Raw genomic sequence first — 16,539 nt, 5'->3', positions numbered from 1 at the left:
GGGAACCGGCCAGCCGGTCAGTACGCGCCGTACACGTTGTCGATCGAGCCGTAGCGGTGGGCGGCGTAGTTGCAGGCGGCCGTGATGTTCGCGATCGGGTCGTAGACGTCCCAGGAGGTTCCGGACACGTGGTACGCGTTGAACGTCGGGGCGATGACCTGCAGCAGGCCCTTGGACGGGGTGCCGGCGGCGGCGTTGGAGTCCCAGAGGTTGATCGCCCGCGGGTTGCCCGAGGACTCGCGCATCACGTTGCGGTAGATGCCGTTGTAGGTGCCCGGGATGCCGTGCCGCGCCATGACAGCGAGCGAATCGCGGATCCAGCCGTCCAGGTTGTTCGGGTACGTGACCGTGCTGGGCGCGGTCGTGGGCGTGGCGGCCGAAGCGCCGGTCGCGCCGACCAGCGGGAGGGCGAGCACGGCGGCACCGGTGCCGGCGACGGCGAGCTTGCGGGCGAAGCGGGTGAAGCGGGCAGGGCGGTGCTGAGCGGCAGCAGGCATGGCGAAGTTCCTCTCCGTCGCCTGCGAGGTGAGCTGTCGGGTTCGGGCTGGGAGGTGCCCGGCCGTGCCGTCCGAAGACGGCGCGACTTCACCCCGAGCCGTCCCGGAACGACGGGTGTCGCCCGGACCGGCGGCTTACCTGGGCCCCCCGCTCCTGCCGTACGCGAATGAGTTCGTCGATGGGTGTGACGGGCGGCGGCAGGATTCGGCGTCCGCCCGACGGCCGGGAACGTATGCGAGAGCACATGTCCGGAACAAGCGTCGGATTCACATAAAGTCCTAGTTGACCTTGTTCCGTGGCGTATTGGGGGCTTGATCCTTTGCGTTTGCCAAGCCTCAACTGGCCCACCGTGAACGGGGAGACGCGATCCGGGGTGGCGGACTCCCCCCGGGGGTGGCGTGACCCAATTCACGAAATGGCAATCGCGGCAAAAAGGGCATGAAGGGCGCGGTGTCGGGTAGGTGCTGCGGGCGTGGCGCTCGGAGTCGATCGCCGGAGTCGAGGCACTCTGGTCGTACTTCTGGGTAAGCGGATAAATATCCGTCCTTATCGACCGATCGAAAACATAACGGTCGTGATCTGATAGCGCCCGTCCTGTAACGGTGGGCGCCCTCGGTGATCGAAAGCTGACCGGATACGCTGACTCGAGTGAGGGCAGCGACCTATCGACAAACCGCGTAATCGCCAGCAGACACCAGCAGACAGGAGACCCCTCGTGACCGTCGTCGGGCCATTCGGGCTGAGCGTGCGGGACCAGGCTCTGGAAGCCGATGTCCAGGCCGGAATGGCGGCTGTCGAGGAGGGCCTGCTCGAAGCCACCAAGAGTGAGGTCCCGTTCATCACCGAGGCCGCGCAGCACCTCGTGCGCGCGGGCGGGAAGCGTTTCAGGCCGCTGCTCGTGATGCTCGCGGCACAGTTCGGGGACCCGTACGCGCCCGGGATCGTGCCCTCGGCCGTCGTCGTCGAGCTCACCCACCTCGCGACGCTGTACCACGACGACGTCATGGACGAGGCCGCGGTGCGCCGCGGCGTGGCCAGCGCGAACACCCGCTGGGGCAACTCCGTCGCCGTCCTCACCGGCGACTTCCTCTTCGCCCGCGCCTCGCAGATCCTCGCCGACCTCGGCCCCGAGGCCGTACGGGTGCAGGCCCTGGCGTTCGAGCGGCTGGTCACCGGACAGATCCTGGAGACCGCGGGACCGCAGGACGGCCGGGACCCGGTCGAGCACTACCTGGACGTGCTCAGCGGGAAGACCGGCTCGCTGGTGGCGGTCTCCTGCCGCTTCGGCGCGATGATGTCCGGGGCCGACGAGACCGTGGTGGACGTCCTCACCCAGTACGGCGAGCGGCTCGGCGTCGCCTTCCAGCTCGCGGACGACGTCCTGGACATCGCGTCCGACTCCCACGAATCGGGCAAGACCCCGGGCACCGACCTGCGCGAGGGCATCCCGACCCTGCCGGTGCTGCGCCTGAGGGAGCGGGCGGCGAGGCTCGGCCTGGCCGAGGACATCGCCCTGTGCCGTCTGCTCGACTCCGACCTGACCGACGACGCCCGGCATGCCGAGGCCCTCGCCGGCCTGCGCGCCCACCCGGCACTGGAGCAGGCCCGCCGGGACACCGTGCGTTACGCCGAGGACGCGCGTGCCGCGCTGGCCCCACTGCGCGAGTGCGACGCGAAGGCGGCGCTGATGGAACTGTGCGACGCGGTGGTGCACCGGGCCGGTTGACGGGGCGCCCCGCTATCTGTGCCCCCGACCCCTACGGGTCGGGTGGATATCCCGCCTCCCCGTGTCATACCGCAGGCGTACGTCGAGTTGCCTCCCGGGGGTGACGCATCCTCACCGCCGATTTGGTCAGATGGAAACCACGGAAATCACCACTCCTCACCGATTCGGGTGAGAATGGCGGCTCAGGGTGGGACCAAATGTGCGAGGACGGCCGCCGCCGACGACGGAGGTAAGGCACACATGGCACCGTACGAATCCGACGACACCACGGCCGACGACACCACGGCCGACGACACCACGGCCGACGACACCGCGGCCGCCGGACGCCGCAAGGCGGCCCGCTATGTCGTACCGGTCGCGGTGGTGGGGGTGGCGGCGGCGACCATCGGGCTGGTCCCGGCGCTCGCCGACTCGGGTGACCCCGATCTGCCGAAGATCACCGCGCAGCAGCTCATAGACAAGATCGCCAAGTCGGACGTGCAGCAGCTCTCCGGCACGGTGCGGGTCAGCACCGACCTCGGTCTGCCGGACCTCGGCGGCCTGGAGAGCGGCCTGCTGTCCGGGACCGGCCAGGGCGGCGGCGGATCGTCGGCGGACCCGGAGTCCAAGTTCACCGAGCTGCTGACGGGCAGCCACACCCTGCGCGTGGCTGCCGACGGACCGGACCGCCAGAAGGTGTCGCTGATCGAGCGCGCCGCCGAGTACAGCCTCATCCACGACGGCAAGGACGTCTGGGGCTACGACAGCAAGTCCAACGAGGTGTACCACGGCACCGCCGATCAGCACGGCAAGGAGCAGCGGGAGAAGACGCCCGCCACGCCGAAGGACTTCGCCGACGAGGCCCTGAAGTCCGTCGACGGCACCACTTCCGTGACCGTCGACGGCACCGTCCAGGTCGCGGGCCGGGACGCCTACAAGCTGCTCGTCAAGCCGAAGCAGTCCGGCACCACGGTCGGTGCGATCAGCATCGCCGTGGATGCGAAGACGGGTCTGCCGCTGAAGTTCACCCTCACCCCGGCCGGCGGCGGTGCCGCCGTGGTGGACGCGGGCTTCACCCAGGTCAGCTTCGCCAAGCCGGCTGCCTCGACCTTCGACTTCGTCCCGCCCAAGGGGGCGAAGGTCACCCAGGAGGACGACGCCGCCAAGGCGTCCGGCAAGAGCTTCCCGAAGCCCGGGAAGAGCTCCCCCAAGCCGCCGGGGGACCTCGCCAAGGGGGCCGACGGCTTCAAGGTCGTCGGCCAGGGCTGGAACTCGATCGCCACCTTCGACAGCGGCAGTGGGGGCGGCCTGCCCTCCGGTACCGGCGGCGGCGACCTGGGCGGCTTCCTCGGCTCGATCGGCGACCACGTCACCGGTAAGTTCGGCAAGGGCACGGTGTTCTCCACCCGCCTGGTCAACGCCCTGATCACCGACGACGGGAAGGTCTACGTCGGCGCCGTGACCAAGAACGCGCTGGTGAAGGCGGCCGACACGGCCCGGTAGGCACCGGCCGGGCAGAGACGCAGGTACCCGCGCCCGACCGCACGCACGACGAATCGGGGAAGCCGATGGACGAACCGTCCGCCACGGAGCCGGACGCGCGGGACGCGGATGACAGCGTCATCCGCACCCGTGCGCTCACCAAGCGCTACCGCGGCGGACAACTCGCCGTCGACGGTCTGGACCTGACCGTCCCGGCGGGCAGCGTCTTCGGCTTCCTCGGTCCGAACGGCTCCGGCAAGACCACCACCATCCGCATGCTGATGGGGCTCATCGAACCGACCGCCGGCACCGCGCGCGTCCTGGGGCACCCCATGCCCAGGGCCACGCGCACCGTACTCCCGCAGGTCGGTGCGCTCATCGAGGGACCGGCCCTGTACGGCTTCCTCACCGGCCGGGACAATCTGCTGCGGTACGACGCCGCCGACCCGACAGCCGACCCACGCACCCGGCGCGCCCGCGTCGCGGCGGCGCTGGACCGGGTGGGGCTGACGGCCGCCGCCGGCAAGAAGGCGAAGGCCTACTCCCTGGGCATGAAACAGCGCCTGGGGCTGGCCGCCGCACTGCTCCAGCCGCGCAGGCTGCTGGTCCTGGACGAGCCGACCAACGGGCTCGACCCGCAGGGCATGCGGGAGATCCGCGCCCTGGTCCGGGAACTGGCCTCGGACGGCACCACCGTGTTCCTCTCCTCCCACCTCCTCGACGAGATCGAGCAGGTCTGCACCCACGCGGCGGTGATGTCCCGCGGCCGGCTGATCACCCAGGGACCGGTGGCAGAGCTGGCGGCCGGTACACGAGGGCGGCTGGTGGTCACCACGCCGGATCCGGGCGAAGCCGCCCGGGTGCTGAAGGAGCAGGGGGTCGGGGACGTGGTCGTGGCCGACGACCGGGTCAGCGGTGAACCGCCCGACCGTGACCTTGCCGAGCTGAACGCGGCGCTGGTGACGGCCGGGGTACGGGTGCGCGGCTTCGGAGTGGAGCGGGCCTCGCTGGAGGACGCGTTCGTGGCGCTGACGGGGGAGGGCTTCGATGTCGCCGGCTGAGGCAGTGGCCGTACGCCGTCCCACGCCGCTGTGGACCTTCGGGCTGCTGCGCAACGAACTGGCCGTCACCTTCCGTCGCTGGCGCACCCTGGCACTGCTGGGTGTGCTGGCCGCGGTGCCGGTCCTGGTCGGGGTCGCCGTGAAGATCGAGACGCGGGGCGGCTCGTCGGCAGGCGGCCGGGGCGGCGGGGGCCCGGCGTTCATCGCGCAGATCACCAACAACGGGCTGTTCCTGGTGTTCACGGCCCTGGCGGCGACGCTCCCGTTCTTCCTGCCCATGGCCGTCGGTGTGGTGGCGGGCGACGCGATCGCGGGCGAGGCGGGCACCGGGACGCTGCGCTACCTGCTGGTCGCCCCGGCCGGCCGTACCCGGCTGCTGCTCACCAAGTACACGACGGTCATGGTCTTCTGCCTGGCCGCCACCTTCGTGGTCGCCGCCTCCGCCCTCCTGGTGGGCGCCCTGCTGTTCCCGCTCGGCGACCTGACGACCATCTCGGGCACGCGGATCGGCTTCGCCGACGGTCTCGGACGTGCCCTGCTGATCGCCCTGGCCGTCGCCGCGTCACTGGTCGGTATCGCGGCGCTCGGCCTGTTCGTCTCCACGCTGACGGGCAGCGGCATCGCGGCGATGGCGACCACGGTCGGCCTGCTCATCACCGTCCAGATCCTCGACCAGATACCCCAACTGCACGCCCTCCAGCCCTACTTCTTCTCCCACTACTGGCTGTCCTTCGCCGACCTGATGCGCGATCCGGTGTACTGGGACGACCTGGTGAAGAACCTCGGTCTTCAGGTCCTGTACGCGGCGGTGTTCGGGTCGGCGGCCTGGGCGAGGTTCACCGCGAAGGACATCACCGCGTAGCGGGCGGCGGTAATCAGCGGGCCTGGTACGGGAAGCAGGCGAGCGGCGCCTAGCCCGTCCGGGTATCGAATGCCGAGTGCCGACCGGCTGGTGCGAGGCTGTGACGTCGTGGTGACGCGGGGACGGGGGTGTAGCGGGGACACTCGGGGGCAGGGACGCGTACGACCGGATCGTGATGCCGGGGGAGTGAGGAAACCGATGGCTCGACTCAGCTTCGAGAAGAAGCGGGACCAGTGGAGCGACCTCCACCCGGCAGCCCCGCTCGATGTGCGCGTCTCGGGCTCGGGCAGCGCCTCCGTCGGCGGCGTGGCCGTCGTCGCGGCCTCCGGCCAGGAGATCCAGCAGGCCGTCCTGAACCACCTGCAGCGCCTCGCCATCAGCCTCGGCCGGTCCGTGCAGGCCACGGTCCACGACGAGCGCGTCGGCTGCGTCGTCCCGCTCGAGGTCGACGTGGACGGCGCGAGCCGCTTCACGGGTGAGCCGGAACTACGCGGACGGGCCACTCCCGCGCAGCCGCCGCGGCCCACGGCCCCGCAGCCGCCCCGGACCACCGCCCCGCCGCAGCCCACCGCCCCGCAGGCCCCGAGGCCCACCGCCCCACGGCCGGCCCACGACGACACACCCGTGCCGCTCCCGGCGCGGGACCGGGAGCCCGACACCCGGCATCACACGCCCGCCCGAGGCTTCGACGCGGTCGCCGAAGCGGTCCTCGGCGACGGACCGGTGACCGCAACCGCGGAGGGCGCCGAACTGCTCACCGAGCCCATGACGCGGATCAACGAGGCCGTGAAGGACGGCCGGATCGCGACGGCCGCCGAACTCGCCGAGCGCACCGTCGTCCAGGCGTCGGACGTACTGGGCGGCGGCCACCCCGAGGTGCTCCGTCTGCGCGAACTGACCGCCTACATCGCCTACCTGGCCGGCGACCCGCTCCGTGCTTTCCATCTCTCCCTGGATCTCGCCCGCCTCCACCACCGGGCCCGCAACACCGAGGCCGCGTACGGCAATGTCCAGAGCGCCGCCACCGCCTGGCGCGCGGTCCGCGACCCCGAGCACGGCCTGCGCCTCGGGCGTGACCTGATCGACCTGTGGACCGGCCTCGCGGCGGAGCCGGGCCCGGCGGCCGACGACCTGGAACGCCTGGAGTCCGCCCGGTCCCGCATGGTCCGCCTGAGGGACCGCGCCGCCAAGGCGGCGTCGGGCGTCTGACCAGCTACTGCACCCAGTTGACGGGATACCGCATACCGAAGACCAGGTACCGCACCCGGCAGACCGGCTACTGCACGCAGAACTCGTTCCCCTCGGGGTCCGCCATCAGCACCCACTGACCGGCGGGCTCCTGCACCCGCCGCAGCAGCCGGGCCCCCAGCGTCTGGAGCCGCTCGACCTCGGCCTCGCGCCGCCCCTCAACCGGGTGCAGATCCAGGTGCAGCCGGTTCTTGCCGGTCTTCGGCTCCGGCACCCGCTGGAACAGCAGCCGCCGCCCGAGCCCGGTGCCGCGTTCCTTGTCGTACGGGTCGTCCGGATGCCGTACGGCGATCAGGTCCCGGAACGCCGGGCGGCCGTGGTGCTCCACGGTGGCCTCGCCCGGCAGCGCGCCGAGCTCCAGCAGCCGTTCGACGAAGGCGCTGTTGTCCTCGATCTCGTAGTGCAGCGCGGCGGCCCAGAAGTCGGCCTGTGCGTGCGGGTCGTGGGCGTCCACGACGAGCTTGAAGTGCAGCGGTGCCGGTGTGGTGGCAGGCGTCTGTGTCATACCGTCCACCTATAGCCGAACGGGACCGTTCAGGAGGCCGGTTCCGCTTCTGATGCGGACGCCACACCCTCCGGTTGCCGCACCACTGTGCCGGTGGGGGTGACGGGCTCGGTCGGGGCGACCATGTCCGCCGGCGCGGCGGTCGGGGTGCGGGCCGCCAGTTCCCGGGCCGTCCGGTGCGCGGTGCGCAGCGCGTCCCAGGTGAGCAGGGTCAGAGCCAGCCAGACGAGCGCGAAGCCGGCCCAGCGCTCGGGCGGCATGGCCTCGTGGAAGTAGAGGATGCCCAGCAGGAACTGGAAGACGGGCGCCAGGTACTGCAGCAGGCCCAGCGTGGACAGCGGCACCCGGATCGCGGCCGCCCCGAAGCAGACCAGCGGCAGCGCGGTGACGACGCCGGTCGAGGCGAGCAGCGCGGCGTGCCCCGTGCTGCCGGTGCTGAACGTCGACTCGCCCCGCGCGGTCAGCCACAGCAGGTAGGCGAGCGCCGGCAGGAACTGGATCGCGGTCTCCGCGGCCAGCGACTCGACACCGCCGAGGTTGACCTTCTTCTTCACCAGTCCGTAGGTGGCGAAGGAGAAGGCGAGGCACAAGGAGATCCACGGCGGCCGCCCGTATCCGACGGTGAGGACGACCACGGCCGCGAAGCCGACGCCGACCGCGAGCCACTGCGCGGGCCGCAGCCGCTCCTTCAGGAGCAGCACGCCCATCGCTATGGTGACCAGCGGGTTGATGAAGTACCCCAGCGAGGCCTCGACCACGTGCCCGCTGTTCACGGCCCAGATGTACACGCCCCAGTTGACGGTGATCACTGCGGCCGCGACCGTGACCAGCGCCAGCCGCCGCGGCTGCCGCAGCAGCTCACCGGCCCATGCCCAGCGCCGTACGGCCAGCAGTGCCGCCGCGACGAAGGCGAGGGACCACACCATCCGGTGGGCGAGGATCTCCGCCGCGCCGGCCGGCTTCAGCAGGGGCCAGAACAGGGGGACGAGGCCCCACATCCCGTACGCCGCGAAGCCGTTCAGCAGGCCTGTCCGCTGCTCAACCCTCGACTCCCGCGCCATGGGCTCCTCCTGCTCACTCCGTGCGTCCTGTCCGCCCGCTCGAAGGTAACGCCGGACACCCCCGCCTGTCATGCCCGTATCGCCATACGGTCATGACAGGCGGGGGTGGGAGGCCCAAAGGGCCGGGCGGGGGACTTCAGCCCTTGAGTGCGGCGCTGACCGCCTCGGCCAGCGGAGTGGTCGGACGGCCGGTCAGCCGGGAGAGGTCGCCGCTGGAGACGACCAGCTCGCCCTTCTCGATGGACGCGTCCACGCCCGCCAGGATCGCGGCGAACGGGGCCGGCAGGCCGGCGCCCGTCAGGATGCCCTCGAAGGCCTCGACGGAGACGGGGTTGTAGACGATCTCCTTGCCGGTCTGCCGGCTCAGCTCGGCCGCGTACTCGGCGAAGCTCCATGCCACGTCGCCGCCCAGCTCGTACGTCTTGTTCTCGTGCCCCTCGCCGGTCAGCACCGCGACCGCGGCGGCGGCGTAGTCGGCGCGGGAGGCGGAGGAGACCCGGCCGTCACCGGCGGCCGCGACGACCGCGCCGTGCTCCAGCACCGGGGCAAGGTTCTCGGTGTAGTTCTCGTGGTACCAGCCGTTGCGCAGCAGTGCGTACGGCAGGCCGGAGGCCAGCAGTGCCTTCTCGGTGCCGCGGTGGTCGTCGGCGAGCGCGGCGGTCAGGCTGCCCGGTGCGCTGGTGTAGGCGAGGAGGGCGACACCGGCCGCCTTCGCGGCGTCGATGACGACCTGGTGCTGCTGTACGCGGCCCTTGTCGAACTCGTTGCCGGAGACGAGCAGCACCTTGTCGCCGGAGGCGAAGACGCCGTCGAAGGTCTCCGGGGCGTTGTAGTCGGCGACCGCGATGCGCACGCCCCGCTCGGCGAAGTCGGCGGCCTTCTCGGGGGTGCGGACCACCGCGGTGATCTGCTCGGCCGGGACCTTCTCCAGCAGCTGCTCCACGACGTGGCGGCCCAGGTGTCCGGTGGCTCCGGTGACGACGATGCTCATGATTCAGCGAACTCCTTGTGGGGTGCGTATCTGACACTCACCCTAGAGGCTGCGCTAACTTCCGGAAAGTACCCACTTTGAAGTAAGGTACTTGCATGGCAGTAAGCAAGCTGGACCCCGTGGGTGAGGCGATGTGCCCCTACCGCCTCGTCCTGGAGCACGTCACCAGCCGCTGGGGTGTGCTGGTGCTGATCCACCTCCTCGACCGCCCCCACCGCTTCAGTGAGCTGCGCCGGGCGATCGGACGGGTCAGCGAGAAGATGCTCACCCAGACCCTGCAGACCCTGGAGCGCGACGGCCTGGTCCACCGGGACGCCCAGCCGGTCATCCCGCCGCGCGTCGACTACTCCCTGACTGGACTGGGCCGCGAGGCGGCGGAGCAGGTGCGGGGGCTCGCGTTGTGGACGCAGCAACGGATGGACGACGTGGAGCAGGCCCGCGCCGCATACGACGAGGCCCGGGCGGCACAGACCCGGGCCTCCTGAGACATCCCCCTCGTTCAGCCGACGACGGTCCAGGTGTCGCCACCGGCCAGCAGGGCGGCCAGGTCGCCCTTGCCCTGCCGTTCGACGGCCGTGTCGAGCTGCTCGGTCATCTGCTCGTCGTAGACCGGACGGTCCACGGAGCGGAACACGCCGACCGGAGTGTGGTGCAGGGTGTCGGGGTCGGCGAGCCGGGAGAGGGCGAACGCGGTGGTCGGGGACGTCGCGTGGGCGTCATGGACCAGGATGTCGGCCTCGTTCTCGGGGGTGACGGTGACCACCTCGAGATCGCCGGTCCGCTGGTCGCGCACGACCCCGCGGCTGCCGTCGGGCCCGAAGCGGATCGGCCGGCCGTGCTCGAGGCGGATCAGGGCCTCCTCCGCCTGCTGCCTGTCCTTGAGGGCGTCGAAGGCACCGTCGTTGAAGATGTTGCAGTTCTGGTAGATCTCGATCAGCGCCGTGCCCGGGTGGCCGGCCGCGGCGCGCAGGACCTCGGTGAGGTGCTTGCGGTCGGAGTCGATGGTCCGCGCCACGAAGGACGCCTCCGCGCCCAGCGCCAGTGACACCGGGTTGAAGGGGGCGTCGAGGGACCCCATCGGCGTGGACTTGGTGATCTTGCCGACTTCGGAGGTGGGGGAGTACTGGCCCTTGGTCAGGCCGTAGATCCGGTTGTTGAACAGCAGGATCTTGAGGTTGACGTTGCGGCGCAGGGCGTGGATGAGGTGGTTGCCGCCGATGGACAGCGCGTCGCCGTCACCGGTGACCACCCACACCGACAAATCCCGGCGGCTGGTGGCCAGGCCGGTGGCGATGGCGGGGGCGCGGCCGTGGATGGAGTGCATCCCATAGGTGTTCATGTAGTACGGGAAGCGCGAGGAACAGCCGATGCCGGAGACGAAGACGATGTTCTCCCTCGCCACGCCGAGCTCGGGCATGAACCCCTGCACCGCGGCCAGGATCGCGTAGTCACCGCAGCCCGGGCACCAGCGCACCTCCTGGTCGGTCTTGAAGTCCTTCATCGACTGCCTGGCCTCGGCCTTCGGCACGAGGGAGAGCGCCTCGATCGTGCCCGTGCCTTCCGTGGACGTCTCAGCCATCGATGGCCTCCTTCAGCGCGGTGGCGAGCTGTTCGGCCTTGAACGGCATGCCGTTGACCTGGTTGTAGGAGTGGGCGTCGACCAGGTACTTCGCCCGGATCAGCATGGCGAGCTGCCCCAGGTTCATCTCGGGGATCACCACCTTGTCGTATCTGCGCAGCACCGCACCGAGGTTGCGGGGGAAGGGGTTGATGTGGCGCAGGTGGGCCTGCGCCACCGACTCCCCGGCGTTGCGCAGACGGCGTACGGCGGCGGTGATCGGCCCGTAGGTGGATCCCCAGCCCAGGACCAGGGTGGATGCCTCGTGCGGGTCGTCGACCTCGACGTCGGGGACCTCGATGCCGTCGATCTTCGCCTGACGGGTGCGGACCATGAAGTCGTGGTTGGCCGGGTCGTAGGAGATGTTGCCGCTGCCGTCCTGCTTCTCGATCCCGCCGATGCGGTGCTCCAGCCCGGCCGTGCCCGGTACCGCCCAGGGGCGGGCCAGCGTCCGCGGATCCCGCTGGTACGGCCAGAACACCTCACTGCCGTCGTCCAGCGTGTGGTTCGGGCCGGTGGCGAACCGCACCCGCAGATCGGGGAGTTCGTCCGGTTCGGGGATCCGCCAGGGCTCGGAACCGTTGGCCAGGTAGCCGTCAGAGAGCAGCATCACCGGTGTGCGGTACGTCAGCGCGATCCTGGCGGCCTCCAGAGCGGCGTCGAAGCAGTCCGCGGGCGTCTTCGGGGCGATCACCGGGACCGGGGCCTCGCCGTTGCGGCCGAACATCGCCTGCAGCAGGTCCGCCTGCTCGGTCTTGGTCGGCAGCCCCGTGGACGGGCCGCCGCGCTGGATGTCCACCACCAGCAGCGGCAGCTCCAGCGACACCGCGAGACCGATCGTCTCGCTCTTGAGCGCCACACCCGGACCGGACGTCGTCGTCACCGCGAGCGAGCCGCCGAACGCCGCGCCCAGCGCCGCGCCGATCCCCGCGATCTCGTCCTCGGCCTGGAAGGTCCGCACGCCGAAGTTCTTGTGCTTGCTCAGCTCGTGCAGGATGTCGGAGGCCGGGGTGATCGGGTACGAGCCCAGGAACAGCGGCAGATCCGCCTGCCGGGAGGCGGAGACCAGCCCGTAGGCCAGAGCCAGGTTCCCGGAGATGTTGCGGTAGGTGCCCACCGGGAACGCCTTCGCCGCCGGCGCCACCTCGTAGGAGACCGCGAAGTCCTCCGTCGTCTCCCCGAAGTTCCAGCCCGCCCGGTACGCGGCGATGTTCGCCGCCGCGATCTGGGGCTTCTTCGCGAACTTCGTCTTCAGGAACTTCTCCGTGCCCTCGGTGGGCCGGTGGTACATCCACGACAGCAGACCCAGCGCGAACATGTTCTTGCTGCGCTCGGCCTCCTTGCGGGAGAGATCGAACTCCTTGAGCGCCTCGACGGTGAGGGTCGTCAGCGGCACCGGGTGCAGGCTGTAACCGTCCAGCGAGCCGTCCTCCAACGGGTCGGAGGCATAGCCGACCTTCTGCAGGGCCCGCCTGGTGAACTCGTCCGTGTTGACGATGATCTCCGCACCGCGCGGCAGGTCGGCGATGTTCGCCTTCAGGGCGGCCGGGTTCATCGCCACCAGCACGTTCGGGGCGTCACCCGGGGTGAGGATGTCATGGTCGGCGAAGTGCAGCTGGAACGAGGACACACCCGGCAGGGTTCCGGCGGGAGCACGGATCTCGGCCGGGAAGTTCGGCAGGGTGGACAGGTCGTTGCCGAAGGACGCCGTCTCCGACGTGAAACGGTCACCGGTGAGCTGCATCCCGTCCCCCGAGTCGCCGGCGAACCGGATGATCACTCGGTCGAGGCGGCGGACGTCCTTCACCCCCGCCGGTTTGCGCTGCTCTCCCACGACGGCTCCGTCGGCCTGTTCCGCTGCGCTGCTGACCTGGCTGGTCACTGAACTGGACCTCCTCGAGGCGGCTGTCCGGGGCGTGGTCGTCCCGTGGACCTTCCCAGGATCAACCCTACGTCGCTTAGGGTCGCCTTCCCTCGGCCATTCGCATGATGGACGGCGATTCGCCGGGGACCGGACGGATCAGGAATTCAGATAGGTGAGGACCGCCAGCACCCGCCGGTGGTCGCCGTCGCTCGGCGACAGGCCGAGCTTCAGGAAGATGTTGCTGACGTGCTTCTCCACGGCTCCGTCGCTGACCACCAGTTGCCGGGCGATCGCCGAGTTCGTCCGGCCCTCGGCCATCAGCCCCAGGACCTCCCGCTCCCGCGGAGTGAGCCCGGCGAGCACATCCTGCTTGCGGCTGCGCCCGAGCAGCTGCGCGACCACCTCCGGGTCCAGCGCCGTACCGCCCCCCGCCACCCGCACCACCGCGTCCACGAACTCGCGTACCTCGGCGACGCGGTCCTTGAGCAGGTAGCCGACGCCGTGACTGGAACCGGCCAGCAGTTCGGTGGCGTAGCGCTCCTCCACGTACTGTGACAGCACCAGCACACCGAGTCCGGGATGCGCCCTGCGCAGCCGAACGGCGGCCCGGACACCCTCGTCGGTGTGCGTCGGCGGCATCCGCACGTCGGCGACCACCACATCGGGCAGGGAGCCCTGCGCCTCCAGGTCGTCGATGGTCTTGATCAGTGCCTCGGCGTCCCCGACACCGGCGACGACCTCGTGACCGCGATCGGTCAGCAACCGGGTCAGGCCCTCTCTGAGCAGCACTGAATCCTCGGCGATGACCACCCGCACCCTGTACTCCACGATCTTCCGGCCCCCCACGCCCGCCGTCCCCGTCTGTTCCTACGAGGTTCAGCATTCCAGCATCGGGAGCGGGCCGTGGCCGGACAAGGGATTTCCTCGGAGGTCAGCGGCGCCAGGGCAGCTCGGCCGTCACCCGGGTGGGGCCACCGGCCGGGGAGTCCACCACCAGGATCCCGTCCACCGCGTCCAGCCGCTCGGCCAGCCCGGCGAGCCCGGAGCCGGGGGACACGCCGGCCCCGCCGACCCCGTCGTCCACGACCTGGAGCATCAGCCGGTCCTCCGACCGCCACACGTCCACGGTGGCCGACGAGGCGCGGGCGTGCTTGCTGACGTTCTGCAGCAGCTCGGACACCGTGAAGTAGGCGATCCCCTCGATGGCCGGGGCGGGTCGTTCGGTGAGTTCCACCTCGACCTGGACGGGCACGGTGCAGCGGGAGGCGACGGAGGACAGGGCGGCGTCCAGACCGCGGTCGGTGAGGACGGCCGGGTGGATGCCCCGAGCCAGATCCCGCAGCTCCTGCAGGGCCGTCTTCACCTCGCCGTGCGCGTCCTCGACCATCCGGGCCGCCGCCTGAGGGTCCTCGGTGAGCTTCTCCTTCGCCAGCCCCAGGTCCATGGCCAGTGCCACCAGACGGGCCTGAGCGCCGTCGTGCAGGTCACGCTCGATGCGCCGCAGGTCGGCCGCCGCCGTGTCGACCACGACACCCCGGTCCGACTCCAGTTCCACCACCCGCTTGGCCAGCCGCGACGGCCCGAGCAGCCCCAGCACCAGCAGCCGGTCCACCATCGTCAGGGCGCGGACGATCCACGGCGTGGCGATCGTGAAGAGCAGCCCGACCAGCGCGGTCACGGTGATCTCGAACGGGTTGTCGAGATAGACGCTGTGATGGGTGTCGCCGTACAGCTGGAGCCCGCCCTGCCCGCCGTACATTGGGAACACCCAGAACCACAGCGGGTACGTGAGCAGCGTCCAGCCGCACGTCCAGAAGCTGAGGGCGACGGAGAAGGAGAACACCGCCCACGGGAAGTGCAGCAGGGTGTACAGCAGGTGCCGCCAGGACGTGCCGCTCTTCAGGACCGCCCCCATCCAGGCCAGCGGGCCGTTCTTGCGCACCCGCAGCGGCTCGGGGTCGGCCATCTCCAGCCGGAGCAGTCCGCGCGCCCGCGCCCGCTCCATGGTCCCCAGGCTCCGGCACCCCGCCAGCGCGCCGGCCAGCACCGGGATGCCGAGGAACGTCACCAGCAGGCCCGCGCCCAGCGCCACCATCGTCACGGCGTACGTGAACGTCACGACCGCGACCGGCAGGTTCAGCAGCACGTAGCCGAACTCCCGCCAGCTGCGCGCCTCCAGCGGCGTCCGCAGCGCGGCGGGCAGCCGGCGCCGGCGGTGACCCCAGTCGTCGGTGCCGCGGTGTCCGGGGCGGTCACGGTGCCCGTAGCCCTGCCCGTACTCCTGTCCGTACCCCATGGTCATCGGTGTCGTCCCGTTCTCCTCGTCCGCCGGCGGTCCTGCCGTACGTCCAGACTGGTGCGGCGCAGGTCGACGGGCCATGGAGGCCGTCGGCGTCTTCGGTGGGGGGTTTTCCCTACCCGCGTCCGGGGGGCTCCGTCCGGTCCCGCCAGGGCAGCTCGGCGGTGACAGTGGTGGGGCCGCCCGTCGGCGAGTCCACGACGAACAGCCCGTCGACGGCACCGAGCCGTTCCGCGAGCCCCCGCATCCCGGTGCCGCCCTCCAGCCGCGCGCCCCCGCGTCCGTCGTCCCGGACCTGGATCAGCAGCCGGTCCCCGGACCGCCACACCTCGACGGAGGCGGTCCTCGCCCCGCTGTGCTTGCTGACGTTCTGCAGCAGCTCGGAGACGGTGAAGTAGGCGATCCCCTCGATCGCGGCGGCGGGTCGTTCCGTCAGGTCGGCGGTCACCTTCACCGGCACGGTGCAGCGGGAGGCGACGGAGGACAGGGCGGCGTCCAGGCCACGGTCGGTGAGGACGGCCGGATGGATGCCCCGGGCCAGGTCGCGCAGCTCCTGCAGCGCCAGTTTCACCTCGCCGTGCGCCTCCGCGACCATGACGGCCGCCGAGTCGGGATCCTCCAGCAGCTTCTCCTTCGCCAGGCCGAGCCCCATCGCCAGGTTGACCAGGCGGGCCTGCGCGCCGTCGTGGAGGTCGCGCTCGATGCGTCGCAGGTCGGCCGCCGCCGTGTCCACCACCAGCCCGCGATCGGACTCCAGTTCGGCGATACGGCGTTCGAGTTCATTCGAGGGCGACAACAACCCGCGCACCATCGCCCGGTCCGCGTTCGCCAGGCCCCGCGCGATGAACGGCAGCACCGGCCACAGCACGAACAGCGAGGTCAGCGTGGTGACGAAGGTGAGGATGCCCCAGGGCAGCCGGATGAAGTCGTACAGCAGAGTCCGCCAGCCGACCGGATCCTTCAACGCCATCCACAGCCGCTGGAACAGCCCGCCGCCCTTCCTGAGCGGCAGCGGGGTCGGCTCCTCCACCCGGACCCCGAGCAGCACCCGCGACCGGCCCCGCTCGAGCTTCCCCAGCTGACGAGCGCCCAGCAGACTCGCCGCCAGCAGCGGGAACCCGACCACGGTGACGGTCAGCAGGCCGCTGACGAACAGCACGCAGACGACGTAGGTGAAACCGAGGAGCGCCACCGGCAGATTGGCCAGGAGATGGGCGATCTCCTTCCAGGTGTGCTTGTCGTAGGCGAAGCGCGCCGGCGGCAAAGGGCGCTCGTCGGCAGTCGAGTCGGGTGCGGTCATACCGCGTAGCGTGCCGTGCCCGGCGCCGCGGCGCCATGAGGTCCG

15 protein-coding genes and 1 riboswitch are annotated in these 16,539 nt (G+C 70.8%); of the genes, 6 read left to right on the top strand and 9 right to left on the bottom strand.

What is annotated here, in order from left to right; all coding sequences use genetic code 11:
* Positions 1 to 17 precede the first annotated feature (17 nt).
* Positions 18 to 497 carry a transglycosylase SLT domain-containing protein gene (locus ACWC21_RS12395; protein WP_450880815.1) on the bottom strand — a complete coding sequence of 160 codons (480 nt, stop codon included), beginning with the start codon at positions 495 to 497 and terminating at the stop codon, positions 18 to 20.
* Between the two features lie 3 nt (positions 498 to 500).
* Positions 501 to 686, bottom strand: a riboswitch (cyclic di-AMP (ydaO/yuaA leader).
* 527 nt (positions 687 to 1,213) lie between these two features.
* Between ACWC21_RS12395 and ACWC21_RS12390 the strand changes: the two genes are divergently transcribed.
* The 5 genes from ACWC21_RS12390 to ACWC21_RS12370 all read left to right on the top strand — a co-directional run bounded on the left by ACWC21_RS12390 (position 1,214) and on the right by ACWC21_RS12370 (position 6,817).
* A complete protein-coding gene (locus tag ACWC21_RS12390) occupies positions 1,214 to 2,224 on the top strand; it encodes a polyprenyl synthetase family protein (protein WP_450880813.1) in 1,011 nt (336 codons plus the stop codon).
* 240 nt (positions 2,225 to 2,464) lie between these two features.
* Complete coding sequence (locus ACWC21_RS12385) at positions 2,465 to 3,706, top strand: LolA family protein (protein ID WP_450880811.1); 1,242 nt, start codon at positions 2,465 to 2,467, stop codon at positions 3,704 to 3,706.
* Positions 3,707 to 3,771: 65 nt separating this feature from the next.
* Positions 3,772 to 4,746 (top strand): ABC transporter ATP-binding protein, encoded by a 975-nt coding sequence (locus ACWC21_RS12380; protein ID WP_450880809.1) that lies wholly within the window; start codon positions 3,772 to 3,774, stop codon positions 4,744 to 4,746.
* A complete protein-coding gene (locus ACWC21_RS12375; protein ID WP_450880807.1) occupies positions 4,733 to 5,608 on the top strand; it encodes an ABC transporter permease in 876 nt (291 codons plus the stop codon). The genes ACWC21_RS12380 and ACWC21_RS12375 overlap by 14 nt, the downstream gene beginning before the upstream one ends.
* Positions 5,609 to 5,806: 198 nt before the next feature.
* Positions 5,807 to 6,817, top strand: a complete 1,011-nt coding sequence (locus ACWC21_RS12370) for a hypothetical protein (protein WP_450880805.1) — start codon at positions 5,807 to 5,809, stop codon at positions 6,815 to 6,817.
* Positions 6,818 to 6,884: 67 nt separating this feature from the next.
* Here the strand turns inward: ACWC21_RS12370 and ACWC21_RS12365 are convergent, their stop codons facing one another.
* The 3 genes from ACWC21_RS12365 to ACWC21_RS12355 form a co-directional block, all read right to left on the bottom strand.
* Positions 6,885 to 7,361 carry a VOC family protein gene (locus ACWC21_RS12365; RefSeq protein ID WP_450880803.1) on the bottom strand — a complete coding sequence of 159 codons (477 nt, stop codon included), beginning with the start codon at positions 7,359 to 7,361 and terminating at the stop codon, positions 6,885 to 6,887.
* A gap of 29 nt (positions 7,362 to 7,390) precedes the next feature.
* The gene (rarD, locus tag ACWC21_RS12360; RefSeq protein WP_450880802.1) at positions 7,391 to 8,422 is read right to left on the bottom strand and encodes an EamA family transporter RarD; all 1,032 of its coding nucleotides are present in this window, start codon (positions 8,420 to 8,422) and stop codon (positions 7,391 to 7,393) included.
* Positions 8,423 to 8,558: 136 nt separating this feature from the next.
* Entirely contained in the window at positions 8,559 to 9,413 is an 855-nt protein-coding gene (locus ACWC21_RS12355; protein ID WP_450880801.1) for an SDR family oxidoreductase, read from the bottom strand.
* Between the two features lie 95 nt (positions 9,414 to 9,508).
* On the opposite strand from ACWC21_RS12355, the gene ACWC21_RS12350 reads away from it, so the two are divergent.
* Positions 9,509 to 9,898, top strand: coding sequence for a winged helix-turn-helix transcriptional regulator (locus tag ACWC21_RS12350; protein WP_450880799.1), 390 nt, complete (start codon positions 9,509 to 9,511; stop codon positions 9,896 to 9,898).
* A gap of 14 nt (positions 9,899 to 9,912) precedes the next feature.
* On the opposite strand, the gene ACWC21_RS12345 is transcribed toward ACWC21_RS12350, so the two are convergent.
* The 5 genes from ACWC21_RS12345 to ACWC21_RS12325 form a co-directional block, all read right to left on the bottom strand.
* Complete coding sequence (locus tag ACWC21_RS12345; protein WP_450880797.1) at positions 9,913 to 10,992, bottom strand: 2-oxoacid:ferredoxin oxidoreductase subunit beta; 1,080 nt, start codon at positions 10,990 to 10,992, stop codon at positions 9,913 to 9,915.
* Positions 10,985 to 12,913: a 2-oxoacid:acceptor oxidoreductase subunit alpha gene (locus ACWC21_RS12340; RefSeq protein ID WP_450880795.1), complete on the bottom strand. Its 1,929-nt coding sequence runs from the start codon at positions 12,911 to 12,913 to the stop codon at positions 10,985 to 10,987. The genes ACWC21_RS12345 and ACWC21_RS12340 overlap by 8 nt, the downstream gene beginning before the upstream one ends.
* A gap of 138 nt (positions 12,914 to 13,051) precedes the next feature.
* Positions 13,052 to 13,711, bottom strand: coding sequence for a LuxR C-terminal-related transcriptional regulator (locus ACWC21_RS12335; RefSeq protein WP_450881072.1), 660 nt, complete (start codon positions 13,709 to 13,711; stop codon positions 13,052 to 13,054).
* 115 nt (positions 13,712 to 13,826) lie between these two features.
* The gene (locus ACWC21_RS12330; protein ID WP_450880793.1) at positions 13,827 to 15,197 is read right to left on the bottom strand and encodes a sensor histidine kinase; all 1,371 of its coding nucleotides are present in this window, start codon (positions 15,195 to 15,197) and stop codon (positions 13,827 to 13,829) included.
* Between the two features lie 112 nt (positions 15,198 to 15,309).
* Positions 15,310 to 16,494, bottom strand: a complete 1,185-nt coding sequence (locus tag ACWC21_RS12325; protein WP_450880791.1) for a sensor histidine kinase — start codon at positions 16,492 to 16,494, stop codon at positions 15,310 to 15,312.
* Positions 16,495 to 16,539 lie beyond the last annotated feature (45 nt).

This window comes from Streptomyces sp. NPDC001348 (assembly GCF_053597535.1).
This window is presented reverse-complemented; position numbering and strand designations above follow the sequence as displayed.